Origin of the sequence: Streptomyces sp. NPDC050287 (assembly GCF_044459385.1) — a bacterium.
In the GTDB taxonomy this organism is placed as follows: Bacteria; Actinomycetota; Actinomycetes; order Streptomycetales; family Streptomycetaceae; genus Streptomyces.
Genome location: NZ_JBITIY010000001.1, coordinates 1,130,612 through 1,146,876, shown reverse-complemented (window position 1 = coordinate 1,146,876; position 16,265 = coordinate 1,130,612). Strand labels below are relative to the sequence as shown.

The 16,265-nt window shown below is 69.3% G+C and carries 16 protein-coding genes and 1 pseudogene; 12 read left to right on the top strand and 5 right to left on the bottom strand.

The window, feature by feature from the left end; genetic code table 11:
• The first annotated feature begins 141 nt into the window (after nucleotides 1-141).
• Complete coding sequence (locus ACIBK3_RS05020) at nucleotides 142-1,194, top strand: sodium-dependent transporter (protein WP_399361939.1); 1,053 nt, start codon at nucleotides 142-144, stop codon at nucleotides 1,192-1,194.
• 143 nt (nucleotides 1,195-1,337) lie between these two features.
• Here ACIBK3_RS05020 and ACIBK3_RS05015 read toward each other — a convergent pair whose 3' ends face one another.
• The 4 genes and pseudogenes from ACIBK3_RS05015 to ACIBK3_RS05000 all read right to left on the bottom strand — a co-directional run bounded on the left by ACIBK3_RS05015 (nucleotide 1,338) and on the right by ACIBK3_RS05000 (nucleotide 5,728).
• On the bottom strand, nucleotides 1,338-2,141 hold the full coding sequence (locus ACIBK3_RS05015) for an ABC transporter permease (RefSeq protein WP_399361937.1): 804 nt from the start codon (nucleotides 2,139-2,141) through the stop codon (nucleotides 1,338-1,340).
• Between the two features lie 46 nt (nucleotides 2,142-2,187).
• The gene (locus ACIBK3_RS05010) at nucleotides 2,188-2,979 is read right to left on the bottom strand and encodes a hypothetical protein (protein ID WP_399361935.1); all 792 of its coding nucleotides are present in this window, start codon (nucleotides 2,977-2,979) and stop codon (nucleotides 2,188-2,190) included.
• Nucleotides 2,980-4,530: 1,551 nt separating this feature from the next.
• Nucleotides 4,531-4,752 (bottom strand): annotated as a pseudogene (locus ACIBK3_RS05005) (transcriptional regulator); the annotation flags it as partial.
• Nucleotides 4,753-4,789: 37 nt separating this feature from the next.
• Nucleotides 4,790-5,728, bottom strand: a complete 939-nt coding sequence (locus ACIBK3_RS05000) for a LysR family transcriptional regulator (RefSeq protein ID WP_399361933.1) — start codon at nucleotides 5,726-5,728, stop codon at nucleotides 4,790-4,792.
• A gap of 86 nt (nucleotides 5,729-5,814) precedes the next feature.
• Between ACIBK3_RS05000 and ACIBK3_RS04995 the strand changes: the two genes are divergently transcribed.
• From ACIBK3_RS04995 to ACIBK3_RS04960, 8 genes are all read left to right on the top strand, one after another.
• The gene (locus ACIBK3_RS04995; protein WP_399361931.1) at nucleotides 5,815-6,696 is read left to right on the top strand and encodes a polysaccharide deacetylase family protein; all 882 of its coding nucleotides are present in this window, start codon (nucleotides 5,815-5,817) and stop codon (nucleotides 6,694-6,696) included.
• Nucleotides 6,693-7,505 carry an LLM class flavin-dependent oxidoreductase gene (locus ACIBK3_RS04990; protein WP_399361929.1) on the top strand — a complete coding sequence of 271 codons (813 nt, stop codon included), beginning with the start codon at nucleotides 6,693-6,695 and terminating at the stop codon, nucleotides 7,503-7,505. Before ACIBK3_RS04995 ends, ACIBK3_RS04990 begins: the two co-directional genes overlap by 4 nt.
• An 810-nt stretch (nucleotides 7,506-8,315) precedes the next feature.
• Complete coding sequence (locus ACIBK3_RS04985) at nucleotides 8,316-8,648, top strand: hypothetical protein (protein ID WP_399361927.1); 333 nt, start codon at nucleotides 8,316-8,318, stop codon at nucleotides 8,646-8,648.
• A gap of 41 nt (nucleotides 8,649-8,689) precedes the next feature.
• A complete protein-coding gene (locus ACIBK3_RS04980) occupies nucleotides 8,690-9,124 on the top strand; it encodes a hypothetical protein (RefSeq protein ID WP_399361925.1) in 435 nt (144 codons plus the stop codon).
• A gap of 52 nt (nucleotides 9,125-9,176) precedes the next feature.
• Nucleotides 9,177-10,613, top strand: coding sequence for a carboxylesterase family protein (locus ACIBK3_RS04975; protein WP_399361924.1), 1,437 nt, complete (start codon nucleotides 9,177-9,179; stop codon nucleotides 10,611-10,613).
• A gap of 129 nt (nucleotides 10,614-10,742) precedes the next feature.
• A complete protein-coding gene (locus ACIBK3_RS04970; protein WP_399361922.1) occupies nucleotides 10,743-11,765 on the top strand; it encodes an alcohol dehydrogenase catalytic domain-containing protein in 1,023 nt (340 codons plus the stop codon).
• Nucleotides 11,766-11,808: 43 nt separating this feature from the next.
• Nucleotides 11,809-12,264: a YybH family protein gene (locus tag ACIBK3_RS04965; protein ID WP_399361920.1), complete on the top strand. Its 456-nt coding sequence runs from the start codon at nucleotides 11,809-11,811 to the stop codon at nucleotides 12,262-12,264.
• Between the two features lie 147 nt (nucleotides 12,265-12,411).
• A complete protein-coding gene (locus tag ACIBK3_RS04960) occupies nucleotides 12,412-12,840 on the top strand; it encodes a VOC family protein (protein ID WP_399361918.1) in 429 nt (142 codons plus the stop codon).
• 109 nt (nucleotides 12,841-12,949) lie between these two features.
• Here ACIBK3_RS04960 and ACIBK3_RS04955 read toward each other — a convergent pair whose 3' ends face one another.
• Nucleotides 12,950-13,885, bottom strand: a complete 936-nt coding sequence (locus ACIBK3_RS04955) for a helix-turn-helix domain-containing protein (protein WP_399361916.1) — start codon at nucleotides 13,883-13,885, stop codon at nucleotides 12,950-12,952.
• A 127-nt stretch (nucleotides 13,886-14,012) separates the two neighbouring features.
• Here ACIBK3_RS04955 and ACIBK3_RS04950 point away from each other — a divergent pair, with 127 nt between their 5' ends.
• The 3 genes from ACIBK3_RS04950 to ACIBK3_RS04940 all read left to right on the top strand — a co-directional run bounded on the left by ACIBK3_RS04950 (nucleotide 14,013) and on the right by ACIBK3_RS04940 (nucleotide 16,186).
• Nucleotides 14,013-14,408, top strand: a complete 396-nt coding sequence (locus ACIBK3_RS04950) for an MmcQ/YjbR family DNA-binding protein (RefSeq protein ID WP_399361914.1) — start codon at nucleotides 14,013-14,015, stop codon at nucleotides 14,406-14,408.
• Complete coding sequence (locus ACIBK3_RS04945) at nucleotides 14,405-14,773, top strand: MmcQ/YjbR family DNA-binding protein (RefSeq protein WP_399361913.1); 369 nt, start codon at nucleotides 14,405-14,407, stop codon at nucleotides 14,771-14,773. The genes ACIBK3_RS04950 and ACIBK3_RS04945 overlap by 4 nt, the downstream gene beginning before the upstream one ends.
• A gap of 99 nt (nucleotides 14,774-14,872) precedes the next feature.
• Nucleotides 14,873-16,186 (top strand): replication-associated recombination protein A, encoded by a 1,314-nt coding sequence (locus tag ACIBK3_RS04940; RefSeq protein WP_399361911.1) that lies wholly within the window; start codon nucleotides 14,873-14,875, stop codon nucleotides 16,184-16,186.
• Nucleotides 16,187-16,265 lie beyond the last annotated feature (79 nt).

The following is a 16,265-nucleotide window of genomic DNA, read 5'->3' as shown; positions in this document are numbered from 1 at the left end:
ACGCATCCTGACTGGCCGTGCGGCATGGGCTGCCGCACCCGCCTCACCCGAGCACCATGGGGACCATGACCACTCACGACCACGGCCCTCGCATAGCGGCGCCCCGCCACTTCCCCTCCGCCGCCATGGAAGAAAGCCGCCTTGAACCCTCCGACTGTCTCCCACCCGGACACTGACCGGGCGACGTTCTGGCTGCGCCGGCGGCTCGGCCGGGCCGTCGCGCTGTCCTACGTCGCCGCCCTCCTCGTGCCCGGCCCCGGCCTGTGGCTGCGCCGGGAACACACCCTGCCGCTCGGCACCATGACCGGCCCGCCGCTGAGCACCGCCCCGCTGCTGCTCTGCCTGGTCATCCTCTCCGCCGGGCTCCAGGTCCCCGTCCGCGACCTGGGCCGCCTGCTGCGCAGCCCGACCGCACTGCTGGCGGGGCTGGTCCTGCACCTGGTGATCCCACTGCTGGTCATCCCCGCCGTCGCGTTTCTCCTGCGCCGGACCCCCGACACGGACGGCGGTAGCGGCCTGGTCACGGCGATGATTCTGATCGTGGCGATGCCCGTCGCCGCCGGAGCCACCGTGTGGGCTGGCAAGAGCGACGGCGACCAGCCCACCATGGTGGGACTCGTCCTCGCCTCCACGCTCCTGAGCCCCCTCACCATCCCGCTGGTCATCAGCACCCTGACGCCGCTCCTCAGCGGCGACTACGCCAACACACTCACCGCGACCGGCCGCACGGCCCACGGCGGCTTCGCCCTCGTCGGCGTGGTCCTGCCCTGTGCGGCCGGAATCCTGTTCCGGCTTGTGCTGCCGATGGCGTGGCGGGACCGTGTGCTGGGCGTGGTCGTGCCCATGGCTCTGGTCGGATCGCTCGTCCTGACGTATGTGAACGCCAGCGGCGCCCTGGGTTCCTTCCTCGCGTCCCCACGCCCGCTGCTGTTCGGCGCGGCGCTGGTCGTGGCGGCGCTCGTCTGTCTGCTCTCCTTCGCGCTCGGCCGGGCCGCAGCGCGCCTGCTGCGCCTGGACGCCCCCGCCACCTCCTCGTTGACGCTCGCCTGCGGCATGAACAACAGCAGCGCGAGCGCGGTCCTGATCACCACCGCACTGCCCGACAAGCCGCATCTCCTGCTGCCGGTCCTTGCCTACGGGCTGCTGCAGAAGACGGCCGCGAGCAGGGTCCTAGCCGTGGCCTCACGCCTGTGAACCACCAATTCGCAGGCGGGGTCGGGCGCGTAGAGGGACAGCGCCCGTGGCCGACTGGCCGGGCAGTGGGAGACGACCCCGCGCGAGCAGCCGGCCGGATGGACGAGCTGTCCCGGCAGCATCATGGGAACCCTCTTCGTGCCCTACGCAGCAGAGCCGTTCACGTGGTCGCCGGCCATAGGGCGGAACAGGCGCCGCCGAGCGACCAGTTCGACGGTCACGGCGACGGCAATGGATTGTACGGCCATGAGCGCGATCAGTACGAACAGTTGAACGGCTCCGGCCATCACCGGACTCGCCCCGCTCAGGAGCATGCCCACGAACGCGCCTGGGAGCGTGACAAGTCCGACGGTTCGGGTCTGGTCCAGGCCCGGCAGCAGCGCGTCGGACGCCGCGGGGCGCGCGATCTCCATCCGCGCGTCCCGGTCCAGGAACCCCAAGGCCATTGCGGCCTCGACCTCGCCGCGGCGCTGCTCCAGTTCGTCCAGCGCGCGGCGCCCGGCGAGCACCGTCACCGTCAGTGTGCCGCCGATGAGGATCCCGGTGATCGGAACGAGCGTGATGCCCTCCAGCGGCACCAGCCCCGTCAGCAGCAGCGCGGCCACCGCGGGCACGACACCGGCGGCGATCGGTGCCGCCGTCAGCCACCAGGTCCGGTTACTGGTCAACCGCCGCCCCGCCGTGCGCACGGCGACGGCGAACATCACGACCAGGAACGCCAACAGACCCGCCACCGTGGTGACAGCCCAGGTGATGACCGACGACACCACGGCGAGCTGAACTGCCGCACGCACACCCGCCACGACGATCTCCCGTGGTCGATTGGTCGAGGAGTCCGGCGACAGGTGGAACCAGTAGGCGACCCCCGCAGCCACCGTGAGCAGAACCACGAGCAGCACGCCGAGGGTGATGTTGACCGGCAACAGGGATCTCGCACTCAGCGTCACACGACACCATCCTGGATTCCCGTGATCGACGGGCGGCGGCCGCACTTCACACCGTCACTGCGCCGCCTCGTTCGCGCTGCGTCGCGGCCAGATATCCGACGAACCCTACGATGCCCACGGTCCACGCGAGGGTGACCGGCCCCAGCCCCAGTTCGAGTCCACCGCGGGTGCGGCCGACCGCCATCCAGTCGGCGAGGGAGGCACCGAGGGGGCGGGTGATGACGTACGCAGCCCAGAACGCGACCACCGCGTTCAGTCCGCCGAAGCGGTGGGCGAGGGCGGGCACGCAGATGGCGATGGCAAACAGCACGACCGAGCCGATGTAGCCGAGGCCGACGGTGGCCGTGAGGTCGCCCGCGGCGGTGCCCAGGGCGAAGGTGGCGAGGACGGCGGCCCAGTAGAACGCCTCCCGGCTGCGGGTGTGGATGCTGTGGATGGACAGCGTGCGCTCACTCGCGAACCAGAGTGCGAAGACGGTGGCCAGCGCCACGAGGAAGACGGGCGTCGACAGCGTGTAGGGAACGCCGAGGCCGACGTGCAGGACGTCGGCGGCCATCGTGCCGAACACACTGACCATCACGACGGCCGTCCAGTAGACCCACGTGACGTAGCGGCGCACGGTGAACTGCACAGCCAGCGCGGCCATCAGGGCGAGGCCGCCGAGAGCGACTGCCGGGACGGGTCCGAGCAGCCGGGCCAGGAGGTCGGAGGCGGTCTCCCCCATACCCGTGGTCAGCACCTTGACGACCCAGAAGGAGACGGTCACCTCCGGCACTTTGTTCGCCATCCGGCGGGCGGGAGCGAGTGACCGGTGATCAAGGAGGTGCTCTGTCGTCATGGCCCGCACGATGGCACGGTGAAACGCAGTTCCCCCAGACCCCTTTGCCATTGTTTTGGCGGCTCTGGTGCAGGTGTTGCCACAGCGCCCCGGGAACCTGAAAACAACCTGAACAGCGGTCCGCGTCCGCTGGTCGGCGGCGCTGGAACGCTGGTAGGACTACCCGTCCGGGCGGGCGCGGTACGACACCGGCGCCACCGTGCCGGAGCCTGCGGAGGAGTGCCCCTCGTCAGCCACGGTCTGCCGACTCCTGCACCGGGCTGAGTCCCCCATGCGGCCCCATCACCCGCGGACCCCGCGAGAGCACCCGTGGACCGCGCGAGAAAGCCGCAATGAGTGCCCCGGCGGTCACCGAGATTCCCTGCGGTGCCCCTCGGACTCGGCGCAGAGGCCCGCCCATGCACCAACGCGGCTGCAGTTGCGCGGCAAGGGCACCCCCGCTCGCCCGCTCGCCCGCTCGCCCGCTTGCAGCCGCGCTCCGAAGCGGGCGTCGAGGTCGTCGACAACCCGCGCAGGTCACTTTCCCGTTCAGGAGATCAAGCATGAACGAGAACACCCGTCCCAAGACCCTGACCGCGGCCACCGCCCGAGCCTGGGACGCCTTCGTCGTCGTTGTCGGCATGCTCAGGGGCGGCACCGGCAAGACCACCTCCGCCAAAGCCGCTCAGGCCAAGGGTTTCGAGATCCCGGAGAACCTGGTGGTCGAGCGACACCCGTTCGACGACAGTGACCCAGACGACACGGCGCCGGCAGCATGGAACGGCGACACCGATGCCGTGCCAAAGGGGCAGCGGGGGCGGTCTGCGAGCACGCCTTCGCGCAGCCGGACGTCTGGTTTGCGGAAGAGGCCACAGAGGCGTCGCCCCGAGTGCTGGGGCGGAGCCTGTGCGCGTTGGAAGGGTAATCCGCTGCGGGTGGGTTCAATACCAGTTTCCGAGCTGGCGGGATCGGCCTCAGGCCCCGTGAAGCCGTCCATTCTGGGCCCGTTGGGGACCCGTTGGGGACCCGTTGGGGACGCGTTGGGGACACAAGGATAGGAACAGACCGACAAAGGTAGGGGAGCGCCGACACGGTTCGCCCCATCTGACCTGCAAGAACGTCACGGATTAGCGTAGAAACGCAAGGACCGCCAAGATCCTCAAAGGACTCATAATCCGCCGGCCGTGGGTTCGAGTCCCACCCGCCCCACCTGTGCAGGTCTGTGACCTGCGGAAACGTTCATTTTCGGGTGTTGGAGCGTCAACTGGGCTGAACGGACTGAATCCGCTGCTCGCGGGTTTGGAATCCTGTGGGTCTCGTGCTGTTCGGAACTCCCTTGATGGCTCTGACCTGCGGCGGAACAGGTAATCAAGGTTGTCGTCGGCCTCTGGGTCCGCTGCCCTGGGGCTCGAAGTCAAGGTCCAGGGGCCAGGCAGGGACCGAGACGGCGCCGATGCGTCGTGTGGGATCCAGGTCCGGGCACTGCTCATTCGCCGGCCGTGAGCCGTCGTTCGCAGAGCCTCCTGTCGGGATTGGGCGCGCCGGGCGTAGCGGGTACTGAGCGCGGGGTCAGGACCGCTCATGAAGGGCGTTCCAGGGCAGGACCGCGAGCCGTACGCTGCCGCTGATTACCGGCGGCCTTGCGGTAGATCCGTGCCCGCGGGCCGAACCCGCGCTGAGTGCGCTGCCGCTTCGCCCTGGCCGACCTGCTTGACCACCGGGTGATCCTCGGGCAGGCGGCAGGGAGCGGCGCTGCTTGTGGCCCTCCGGGCGCTTGGGTAGCCCAGACTGCACGGGTCAGCGGCTCTGGCGTTCGTCGAGGGCGCTGAGATCACGATCCGGCCGGTGAGGAACTCCCGGTGCGCAGCGCGTCCGGCGAGCCCGGGATGCCGGCGATCTCGCTCACGGTCTCAGCGAAAGCCTTCACCCGGGCCGTTGCGCCCGTGCGGCGCCACAGCAGCCCGTACTCGATCGGGTTGGCGTCCCGGAGCGGGATATAGCTGATACCCGGGCGCATGTGGTACTGGGCCGCGCGCAGTGCGGCTGGGGACGCCCCGCGGCCCATCGAGACCAGGGTGAGCACCTCCTGCCAGTAGGTGCAGGCGGCGGCATGAGCGATGGGTCTGCCCTGCGGCGTGCGGCTCGGGTAGTGGTGGTCCAGCCAGTACTGAGGGATCTCGCCGGACATCACCACCATCGGCAGACGCGCCATGTCCTCCACTGACACAGAATCCTGCCGTGTCAGCGAGTGCTTCGCGGGCACCATGAGTCCGCGCGGCTCGCTGACGACCGTCGGGCCGGTTACCAGATCAGGTTCGTCGACCGGGAATTCGGTCAGCTGTACATCGAGCTGCTCGGCGCGCAGCGGGCCGAGCGGATCGGCCAGTTGTACTTCCCGAATCCGGACGTCGCAACCGGGGTACCGGGCGCGGAACAGGTCCGCAGCCAGGACAACCAGTTCGTTCGACCATGGCGCGGAGAAGCCGACGCGCAGCGTCCCGGTGACGCCCCGCCCGGCTGCGACGGCTCGCGCGATCGCCTCCTGCACCGCCCGGTAGGCAGGGGCCAGGTCATCGTGCAACTGTCGGCCGGCCGGTGTCAGGGTCACCCTGCGGCTGGTGCGTTCGAAAAGCGGCACTCCGATGCGGCGTTCGATTTTCTTGATCGTCTGACTGACCCTGCCCTGGGCCAGCCCCAGGCGCTCGGAGGTACGCCGGAAATGCAGTTCGTCGGCAAGGGTCAGGAACGCCTCGATCTCATGCCGCTCCATACCGTCCCCCGGCCGGTGAGTTTGACTCATCAATCGTAGTGGACAGTGTCCTTGTTCAGCTCGGCCGCTTCTCCGAGAGTTGACGCATGCCGATCGAGAACACCCTCTTCGACTACAGTCCGATCAGCGAACGTCCCGCGTTCACCTGGCCCGGCGGCGCCAAGGTCGCCTGCTATGTCGGGTTGAACATCGAGCACTTCCGCATCGATTGTGCGTCCACAAGCATCTGGCCCGGCACGGCCGATCTGGTGCCGGACGCTCTCAACTACGGCTGGCGCGACTACGGACCACGCGTCGGCATCTGGCGCCTCATTGAGAGCCTGGACCGGCACGGTGTCCGCGCCAGCGCCCTGCTGAACTCCGATGTGGTCGAACGGAATCCACAGATCATCAAAGCGGGCCTGGAGCGTCGATGGGCGTGGCTGGCGCATGGGAAGACGAATTCCGAACTGACCGCAGGCATGTCGGCTGACGAGGAACGCGACTACCTCACCGCCGTCATCGACACCATCGCCGGTGCCGTCGGACAGCGTCCGCGCGGCTGGATGGGCCCGGGTCTGACCGAGACCTTCGACACTCCGAGGCTGCTCGCCGGCCTCGGCCTGCAGTACGTACTGGACTGGACGAATGACGACCAGCCCTATGCGCTGAACGTGCCCGGCCTGCTCTCGGTCCCCTACACCGTCGAACTCAACGACCTCGGCCTCTTCAGTAGAGGCATCACCGGCACCGAGTTCGTCCAGATCGTCAGGGACCAGTACGAGCAACTGCTCGCCGACGCCCGGCACGGCGCCCGTGTCATGGCGATCGCCGTTCACCCGTTCGTCACCGGCCAGGCTTTCCGCGCCAAGTACTTCGACCAGACGCTGGAGTACCTCGCCGCCCAACCCGACATCTGGCTCACCACCAGCGACGACATCGCCGACCACTACCGCCGTACCGTTCTCGCCGAGGAGCGGAACTCATGACCATCGAGATCGGTGTGATTCTGCCGACCTCCACACCCGATCCCACCCAGCCGATCCTCGGCGACGTCCGCGAGAGCGCCCGATTCGCCGAGCGAGCCGGGCTCGACTCGGTCTGGTCCACCGACCATCTGGTGGCCAGCGCCCCCATCCTCGACGGAACCGTGGTCCTCGCCGCCGCTGCCGGGGCGACGGAGCGGATCACGTTGGGCTTCGGCGTGATGCTGCTGGCGTTGCGGCCCGTCGCGTGGGCAGCGAAGCAGATCAGCTCGCTGCAGCACGTGTCCGGCCACCGTCTCGTCCTCGGCGTCGGCACCGGCAACCCGGTGCACGGCGACATCGGCTGGCGTGCGGCGGGGGTGCCGTACCAGGGCAGAGGCCTCCGCACCGACGAAGCTCTGCGCGTGCTGCCCGGCCTGGTCACCGGACAGCCGACCGTCCTCAGCCACGGCGTGCAGGTCACGCTCGCCCCTGGCTCGGCCATGCCTCCGATCCTGATCGCCGGCAACGGAACCAAGGCCCTGCGGAGGGCGGCCGTCCACGGGGACGGCTGGGCAGCCATCGGGATCTCTCCCGCGGAGGTGGCCGCACACCTGGCAACGCTGGAGCAACTGGCAGAGCAGCACGGGCGACCGCGACCGAGTGCCACAGTGGTTGGGCCACCGGTGGACGCCGACCCGGCAAAGGCCGCATCACAACTGGCCGCCTACGCCGACGCCGGGACCGAGCGGGTGGTCCTCCCGCCGACCGGCTCCGACTGGCGGCACGACTACGAGTTCGCCGCCACAGTCCGAGCCGCCCTCGGGGACTAGAGTCAATGCCGTGACCCTGTTGGTGATGTTGGCGGGGTCATGCGGCGGGCGGTGGACAGTGTGTGGAGTCGGCTTGACCGGCGTTCGGTTGTCGGTGTGGTGCTGTGCACGCGGGCCGCGTCTGCTGAGCTGGAGCGATCCGCTGGATTCTGTAGCCTGGCAGGCCTCTCACGGAGCGCCAGGGACCACGCGGGGACCGCAAGGACTGGAACCAGCCGACAAGGGGCATACAAGGTCGACAGAGATGTGCGCTCCTGACCTGCAGGAACGTCATGAATCGACACGGATCGGCAAGGACCGCCAAGATCCCCAAAGGACTCATAATCCGTCGGCCGTGGGTTCGAGTCCCACCCGCCCCACTTGCGCAGGCTTCTGACCTGCGGAAACGTTCATGTTTGGGTCTCGGATCGTCAACTTCGCCTGAACGGACTGGATCCGCTGCTCGTGAGTTCGGCTCCGTTATGGCCGGTATGAGTTCACATCGCTCTCATCTGCGCAGATGTTGCGTTCCGGTGCTGGGGCAGGTTTCCGCGGGTGGCGTGTACGAGGCTCGGGTGCCGGATTCTGGACGCTGGCTGGACACGAGGATTCAGAAGTGCTGCCCGGGGACCTTCGAGTGGGCGGCTCTGCCGGGCCGGCGGGGCACAGACGCAGCCCGAATGGCGTGCGGTCCGAGTTGGGGCGCGGAAACAGCCCGTACTGGAAACGGCCCAGAGAGGACCGACAGGCGGGGCGGGAGCGGCCGGGCTGGGCGCGGCTCCCGCACGTACAGCCGCCGGTCTTCCTGCTCATCCCGTTCCTCCCGGGGCAGTGACGCCTACCGCTGAGGCGAGACGTGGTCCGCTGCCCCGGGCCGCCGAGCGCGTGCTGCTGGTGATCGCCGACGACGTGACGTGGCTCGACAAGGCCGACGCGGCCGTCGTCGGGTTCGTCGTACGGCGCGTCACGGACGCTCCGATGTCGAGCACGACCTTGCCGGACAGTGCGGCGGCGGGAAAGCTCCCGGTAGGGAGCCTGCGGGATGCTCACCACGACCCGGTCACCGGCGCGGGCCGCCTCCTCGGGTGTCGCGGCGCGGGCTCGCCGGCCGAGTTCGGCCACCGTCCCTGCCAGGGTCTGGGGACCGCGGGATTTGGACAGTAGGACATCGGCCGACCGCGATCGCGAGCCGGGCGAGGTTCGTGGTGAACGACGGCCTGCTGCGCCCCGATCTCACCGCCGAGGATCTGGTTCTGTTCAGCGGCTCCCTGAGCCAGGCCGCCCTGACGACCGGCGACAGCCACCCGGGCCAGGGGCGCCGCCCCCTGCGCATCTCCCTCGACCGCCTCAGCAACCGCAACACCGCACCCCTACGAGTCTCGGTGACAGGGAATACAACTCTCACCGCAGCGGGCGCTGTTCGCGCGAAGACGCCGGATCAAGAAGAGGAGACCGACCTCTTGTGCGAGGTCTGGCTGGCGCCGTTCGCCGACGATCCGGCCGTCAGCCTGCTAAGAGAAGTTCACGGCCTGCACCGAGATCTTGTTGCCGAAGTGTCAGCTGATGACCACCAGGTGACCGCCATCCGTCGGGCGCTTTGTCGGATCGCAGGAAACGATGGGAGGCGTCACCGCTCGTAACCAGCTGCCGACACTCCGCGCGAACGCCCGAACCGCGCTGGAAGGACATGTCATGACCGCTACCGCTCCCAAGGCTCCGACTGCACCAGGGGTGCGGTCCTGGTGGGGGATCCCATACGCCACCGCCGAGCGGTATCGCCGCCCCGTGGTCGCGGACTTCGATCCAGACCGACCCTATGACCGCAAGGGCGTCGTCTCCGTCCAGCCCGACAGCGGCGACTGGCTCGAAGCGGACAGCGGGATGGGCGAGGACTGTCTGAACCTGAACGTGTGGGCCCCTGAGCAGCCGGCCGACAAGGCGCTCCCGGTGACCGTGTACATCCACGGCGGTGGATTCGAGTACGGCGCGAACACCCAGATCACCTCCAACGCCTCCGGTCTTGCCGCGACGGGGCGCGTGGTGAGCGTGTCGGTCAACTACCGGCTCGGCGCCCTGGGCGCGCTCTCGCTCTCCCAGTACGGCGGGCAGCTCGCCGAGGCCAGCAACCTTTTCCTGCAGGACATCATCGCCGCGCTCACCTGGGTCAAGCGGAACATCGCCCACTTCGGCGGCGACCCCGACAACGTCACCGTCTACGGCCACAGCGCCGGCGCCTACTCCACCTTCGGTCTGCTCGGCGCCTCCTCCGCCGATGGCCTGTACCGGCGACTGGCCGGGTTCTCCGGCGGGCCCGCTCGTAGCGTCCCGGCCTGGTGGGCCGAGGAGCTCGCGCACCTGTTCGTCACCGAACTCGGCGTCGCGGACAACCCGGAGAAGCTGCTCGACCTCGACGCGGCCTCCCTGAGGGACGCCCTGCGCAAGGTCGCCCCGACGGACCTCGGAGTCCGCGGTGGGGTGGACAACCAGGCCACCGGCGTCGTCCTGGACATCGGGCAGCCGGAAGCGGTGGTGCACGCCCATCCCATGGACGTCCTCGCCTCGGGCGCGCACCGCGATGTCGACGTGCTGCTGAGCATGGCCAGCGACGACATGGGCTGGTGGGTGGCGAACGACCTCGACCGCTTCGACCCGCACACCCTCGACCGCGTCGTCGACGAGGTCGCGGGGTGGCGCATTTCCCGCTCCCGCGCGAAGAAGATCGTCGACGCCTACGACCAGGGCGGCCGTACCCCGGCCGAGGTCCGCGCCGCGGTCATGGCGGACTACCTCTTCGCGCTCCCCGCCGCCCGCGGCGCCCTGGCGCACGCCGCCGCGGGCGGCAACGCCCATCTCCTGATGATCGGGCCCGCCGAGGGCGCGCCCGCGGTGCACGGCACCGAGATGTACGCCCTGGTCGGCCAGGAACAGCCGGGCCGCAGCGCCGAACAGGCCGAGCGTGACAGGCATATCCGCGACATCGTGCTCGACTTCGCCACCGGTGAGCAGTCCCGGCTGTGGCCCGCTGTCACGGACCGGCCCATCTCGGGAAGTGTCGGCAACCCGCCCTTCGAGGCCACCGCCCACTACCAGCAGGCCCTTGACCTGTGGGAGGGCATCGACCGTCCCTGACGGTCACCGCGCGATCCCGAGACGCAGAACAGCGCAGGGTCACCACTGACTGATCACCCGGGCACCTGTGCCTGGAACCCCGGCTCCGCCTTCACATTTCCGGGGGACGAACAGAACAAGGAGCTCGGCATGAGCCAATCGACAGCAACCGGCGGCGCCGCGCCGGCGATGATGCGGGCCGTCGTCGTCACCCGGCCCGGCGGCCTCGAGGCACTGGAGATCAAGGATGTGCCGTTGCCCGTCCGCAAGCCCGGCTGGGTGCGGATCAAGGTGAAGGCGTTCGGCGTCAACGAGTCCGAGGTCACCACCCGCAAGGGCGAGTCGGACGCGGTGGTCACCTACCCGCGCGTGCCCGGCATCGAGGGCGTCGGCGTGGTCGATGAGGCCGACGAGGACAGCGGGCTGCGGCCAGGACAGCAGGTGGCCACGATGATGGGCGGCATGGGCCGCTCCTACGACGGCGCGTACGCCCAGTACGTGACCGTCCCCGCCGGGCAGGTCATCCCGTTCGAGACCAGCCTGCCGTGGGACGTCGTCGGCGCGCTGCCCGAGATGTTCCAGACCGCCTACGGATCCCTGACCCGCGGCCTGGACCTCAAAGCCGGGCAGACGCTGCTGATCCGCGGCGGCACCTCCACGGTCGGGCTGAGCGCGGCCACCATCGCGAAGGACCTCGGCGCCACCGTCATTTCCACCACCCGCAGCCCCGGCCGGGCCGGGGAACTGCGGGCCGCGGGCGTCGACCATCCCCTCGTCGACAACGGCACCCTCGCCGACCAGGTGCGCGAGCTGATCCCGGACGGCGTCGACGCCGCCCTGGAACTGGTCGGCTGCTCGGTCCTCCCCGACACCCTCCGCACCGTCCGCCGGCACGGCACCGTCTGCTTCACCGGAGCACTGGCAGGCCAGTGGTCCATCCCGGACTTCACCCCGTTCATGATCCCCTTCGGGGTACGCCTGACCTCCTACGGCGGCCAGGCCAGCGACCTCCCGGCCGACGTCCTCGCCCACCAGCTCCAGGCCATCGCCGCCGGACGCCTCAACGTCCCGGTCGCGAAGGTCTACCACGGCCTGGAACAAGTCCGAGACGCCCAGGCCGACCTCGAATCCGGCACCACGCCGGGCAAGCACGTCGTCGTCCTGGACGACTGAAAGAAACACGTCCCCTGATTCGCCGACAGGCAACGGCTGGGGCATGCACAAAGAAAGGGAGGACGCCGTGGGCGTCAACAAGGAAGAAGTCAGCAAGGCCATCATCGAGCTGGAGAAGTCGTACAACGAACGCTTCAGCGTCGGTGACCCGGGCGGCTACCTGGACGGCTTCGCGGACGAGGTGAGCTACTTCGACCCGATCCTCGAGAACATCGTCGTCGGCAAGGAGAAGACCGTCGCGTGGCTGTCGTCCATCTACTCCAACCCGCACATCGTGCGCAGCGAGTACCTCAACCCGACGGTCCACGTCGGCGACAGCGGCGACTTCGCCGTCCTGGCTTACAACCTGAAGACCTACGTGCTCGACGAGGACGGCAACGAGAAGCAGCGGCGCGCCTGGAACGCCACGCACGGCTACCGGCTCGTCGACGGACAGTGGCTCATCGTGCACTCCAACTGGGCGTTCTCCCAGACCGTGACCGAAAGGATCGCCTCCTGACCGCGGCGGAGCCTGTGGGCCCCAGCCTGACCAGGTTCCTCCGGCATGGCGAGCGGGGCCCCGCCTGTGCCGCCGGCATCCGGCCAGTGGTCGTCCCAGCCGCACCGATCAGCTCCGAGACACGCCCCGCGACACCAGCGCACCCGAATGACCGAACGTCAGGATCCCATGATGACCGGCACCGCGACCGACGCCTACAGCTCCTTCACCGTGACCGACCTGGAATCGACCCGCACCTTCTACCACGACGTACTCGGGCTGCAAGTCGAAGACCGGGACGCAATGCTCACCATCCGCCTCCCTGGCGGTGCGAGCACCGTCGCGTACGCATCCCGCAACCACCAACCAGCACGCTTCACCATCCTCAACATCGTCGTCCCTGACCTCCCACGTACTGTCGCGGACCTCGCCCGACGCGGCGTGGATTTCGAGCACTATGAGGGAGTGCAGATCGACTCGGACGGGATCTACCGCGCCAACGGCCCCTGGTTCGCCTGGTTCACCGACCCCTCCGGCAATGTTCTTGCCGTCTGTGAACGCGACCTCCGCACGGCCGGCGCGAGGCGTACCGGCTGATCGGGTGATTGACGGTGAGTGGCACGTCGGGTACTCCCACTGGGCGTTCACGCAGACCGCGAAGGCAGCCGTCTCCTCCTGACGGGCACGGCACCTCCGCCGCGTTGCGTCACGCGTCGGTCCTCGCCTCGCGGGTGGCGAAGGCGGCCGGGGTGAGACCGGTGCGGTCGCGGAAGAAGCGGCCGAAGTTCGCGGGGTCGGTGAAGCCGAGGTGGGCGGCCACAGCCCGGGCGTCCCACCGGGCAGCTCCCAGCAGGCGCCGGGCTTCCAGGAGGCGCCGCTCATCGATGAGTTCACGTACCCCCTTGCCGGTGGCGTCCCGGGCGGCGCGGCTCAGGGTGCGGACCGAGCAGTCGAGCAGCTCGGCGTAGTCAGCGGCTTGGTGCAGCTCCCGGAAGTGCAGTTCCAGGGCGTCTTGGAAGCGTCCGTACCGGTCGGTGCGGCCCGTGCCGGCCGTGGCCGTACCGGTGGGGGTGATGCCCGGGACGTTGGTCAGGCGCAGCAGCAGCGATTCGAGCAGGCTGCGGCGCAGGGCGTGGTGGATGTCGAGGGGGCGGCGCCCGAGTGCGCGGTGTTCGTCCAGGAGCTGGAGCGCCGTCTGCTGGAGCCAGGCGGCGTCATCGGCTTGCGGGCTCAGCACGGTCGGGGCGTCGTGCGCGGTGAGCGGGGCCAGGAGACGGGCGATGTCGGGCCGCAGTACATCCGGTTCGAACAGGACGAACGGGCCGCGGGCGGAGCCGGGCGGATGAAAGCACAGCGTGTGTCCGGGACGCACCCACAGCCACTGGCCGGGGGCGACGGTCCGCGTGACGTGGTCGACGTCGTGCAGCAGCTCGCCCTCGGTGACCGCGATGAGGTAGTGGAAGGTGGCGCGGACCGGGCGAGGCGGGTTCCACGGCCAGTCGTCGTGCTGGGCGAAGAAGTCCTCGATGGTGTTCACCTCCAGGCCGTACGGAGTACCGACCGGGGGCTGGAAACCGTACAGCGGAACCGCGGCCGGTTCAGCTCGTCCGCTCAGGCCGGGGTGTCGCTTGTCGACCATCATGTGTCCGCAGTTTACTGCGCCTTATACCGGTTTCGGGGAGAGAGTGGGAGGTGCCGCCACGACCGTGCGGCGCGCCACTCGCGTCATGGGGTGCCCAGCCCGCGCTCACCCGATGAAGGAAACGTTCATGAACGGACCGGCCCTGCACAAGACCGCCGCCGCCTGCGCCGAGGAGCTTCCCGGAGCTCGGCTGGAGCATCCCTTCGGTGACGACTGGGAGGTCTTCAAGGTACGCGGCAAGGTGTTCATGCTGATGACCGAAGTCCCGGGGCGTCCCGTCGTGATCCTCAAGGCGGACCCCGGCGAGGCCGAGGCCCTGCGGGAGCAGTACAGCCACATCACCCCCGGCTACCACATGAACAAGAAGCACTGGATCACCCTGGAGAGCGGAGAAGGCGTCCACAAAGAGCTCATCAGGGAACTCGTCACCGACTCCTACCGGCTCGTCGTCGCCCACCTGCCCAAGGCCGAGCGGCCCGTCGACCCGCACACCTACGGCGCCGGCGCACGGGCGGCCCGATGAGCGCGGCCGGTGACCGGCTCCAGGACACCGCCCGCCAGGCGGCCCTGGCCCTCCCCGACGTCAGCCACGGCTACCCCTTCACCCCGGGACTCGACGTGTACAAGGTCGCGGGCAAGGTCTTCCTGATCGTCACCGACGACCCGGACGAGCAGATCATCACGGTCAAGTGCGAACCCGAACACGCCCGCGCGCACGTACGCGACTACGCCTCGATCACACCGGGCCGCTACCTCGACAAACGCCACTGGATCTCGCTCGGGCCAGGACCCGGCATCACCGAGCGATTGGTCACCGACGCGGTCGAAAATTCCTACGACCTGGTCGCCGAGCGGCTGCCGCGACGCGACCGCCCCGGTGCCCGATGAGCGCCGCGAGCTTCCCCACGAGCGGCTGAACCGAAGCCTGTCAGTGCCCGTGCACGGCTCGCCACGTCCGCACACGTCCGCTTCCGACCCGAGAGACCGATGGAACCGACCGAAGCGACCCTGCCGCTCTTCGACGAGGAGCCCGCCCGACCCCTCGCCGACCGCCTGCGCCCCACCCAGCTGGACGAGGTCGTCGGGCAGGACCACCTCCTTGCCCGGGACGCCCCGCTGGGCCGCATGGTCGCCCAGCAGCGCCTCAGCTCCGCCATCCTGTGGGGCCCGCCCGGCGTCGGGAAGACGACCATCGCCCGGCTCCTCGCGGACGCCGGCAACCTGGACTTCGAACCGGTGTCGGCCACCTTCTCCGGCGTGGCCGATCTGCGCAAGGTCTTCGCCGCCGCGCGGAGCCGGCGCGGCATCGGCCAGGGCACCCTGCTGTTCGTCGACGAGATCCACCGCTTCAACCGCGCCCAGCAGGACAGCTTCCTGCCCTACGTCGAGGACGGCACCGTCACTCTGATCGGCGCCACCACGGAGAACCCGAGCTTCGAACTCAACGGCGCCCTCCTCTCCCGCACCCAGGTCCTCGTCCTCAAACGCCTCGACGAGGCAGCGCTGTCCACGCTCCTCGACCGCGCCGAGCAGCTCACCGGCCACCATCTGCCCCTGGACGACGACGCCCGCCGCGCCCTGATCGCCATGGCGGACGGCGACGGCCGCTACCTGCTCAACATGGCCGAACAGCTCCAAGCCCTCCCGGACACCGAAACCACCCTGGACACCGCCGGGCTCGCCCATCACATCCAGCAGCGCGCCCCGCTGTACGACAAGGCGCAGGAGGGCCACTACAACCTGATCTCCGCGCTGCACAAGTCGATGCGCGGCTCCGACCCGGACGCGGCCCTGTACTGGCTCGCCCGCATGCTCGACGGCGGCGAGGACCCGCTGTTCGTCGCCCGCCGCCTGGTCCGCTTCGCGAACGAGGACATCGGCATGGCCGACCCGCACGCCGTCCAGCAGGCACTCGCTGCCTGGGACGTGTACGAGCGACTCGGCTCCCCCGAGGGCGAGTTGGCGATCGCCCAGGCCGTCGTCTACCTCGCCACCGCCCCCAAGTCCATCGCCGTCTACCGCGGCTTCAACGCCGCACACCGATCCGCCCGGCACACCGGCTCACTCATGCCACCCGCCCACATCCTCAACGCCCCGACCCGGCTGATGAAGAACCTCGGCTACGGCAAGGACTACCAGTACGACCCGGACACAGCCGACGGCTTCTCCGGTGACGACTACTTCCCCGACGACATGGGCCGCGAGACGTACTACCAGCCCACCCGCAACGGCTACGAAGCCCAGATCACCGAGCGCCTGCGCCACTGGGCCGCTCTGCGTGCCCGCCGGCAACGCGGCTGACCGACCGACGCCCACGAAGAATCACGCCGGAGGAGTAAAGACAGCGCGCCCGAGTTGCCCGTGACGTGCACTCACCCGA

Coding starts and splice junctions, on each gene's coding strand:
- ACIBK3_RS05010 (WP_399361935.1), bottom strand. CDS start 2,979: ATGACGACAGAGCACCTCCTTGATCACCGGTCACTCGCTCCCGCCCGC.
- ACIBK3_RS05000 (WP_399361933.1), bottom strand. CDS start 5,728: ATGGAGCGGCATGAGATCGAGGCGTTCCTGACCCTTGCCGACGAACTG.
- ACIBK3_RS04995 (WP_399361931.1), top strand. CDS start 5,815: ATGCCGATCGAGAACACCCTCTTCGACTACAGTCCGATCAGCGAACGT.
- ACIBK3_RS04990 (WP_399361929.1), top strand. CDS start 6,693: ATGACCATCGAGATCGGTGTGATTCTGCCGACCTCCACACCCGATCCC.
- ACIBK3_RS04975 (WP_399361924.1), top strand. CDS start 9,177: ATGACCGCTACCGCTCCCAAGGCTCCGACTGCACCAGGGGTGCGGTCC.
- ACIBK3_RS04970 (WP_399361922.1), top strand. CDS start 10,743: ATGAGCCAATCGACAGCAACCGGCGGCGCCGCGCCGGCGATGATGCGG.
- ACIBK3_RS04965 (WP_399361920.1), top strand. CDS start 11,809: ATGCACAAAGAAAGGGAGGACGCCGTGGGCGTCAACAAGGAAGAAGTC.
- ACIBK3_RS04960 (WP_399361918.1), top strand. CDS start 12,412: ATGACCGAACGTCAGGATCCCATGATGACCGGCACCGCGACCGACGCC.
- ACIBK3_RS04955 (WP_399361916.1), bottom strand. CDS start 13,885: ATGATGGTCGACAAGCGACACCCCGGCCTGAGCGGACGAGCTGAACCG.
- ACIBK3_RS04950 (WP_399361914.1), top strand. CDS start 14,013: ATGAACGGACCGGCCCTGCACAAGACCGCCGCCGCCTGCGCCGAGGAG.
- ACIBK3_RS04945 (WP_399361913.1), top strand. CDS start 14,405: ATGAGCGCGGCCGGTGACCGGCTCCAGGACACCGCCCGCCAGGCGGCC.
- ACIBK3_RS04940 (WP_399361911.1), top strand. CDS start 14,873: ATGGAACCGACCGAAGCGACCCTGCCGCTCTTCGACGAGGAGCCCGCC.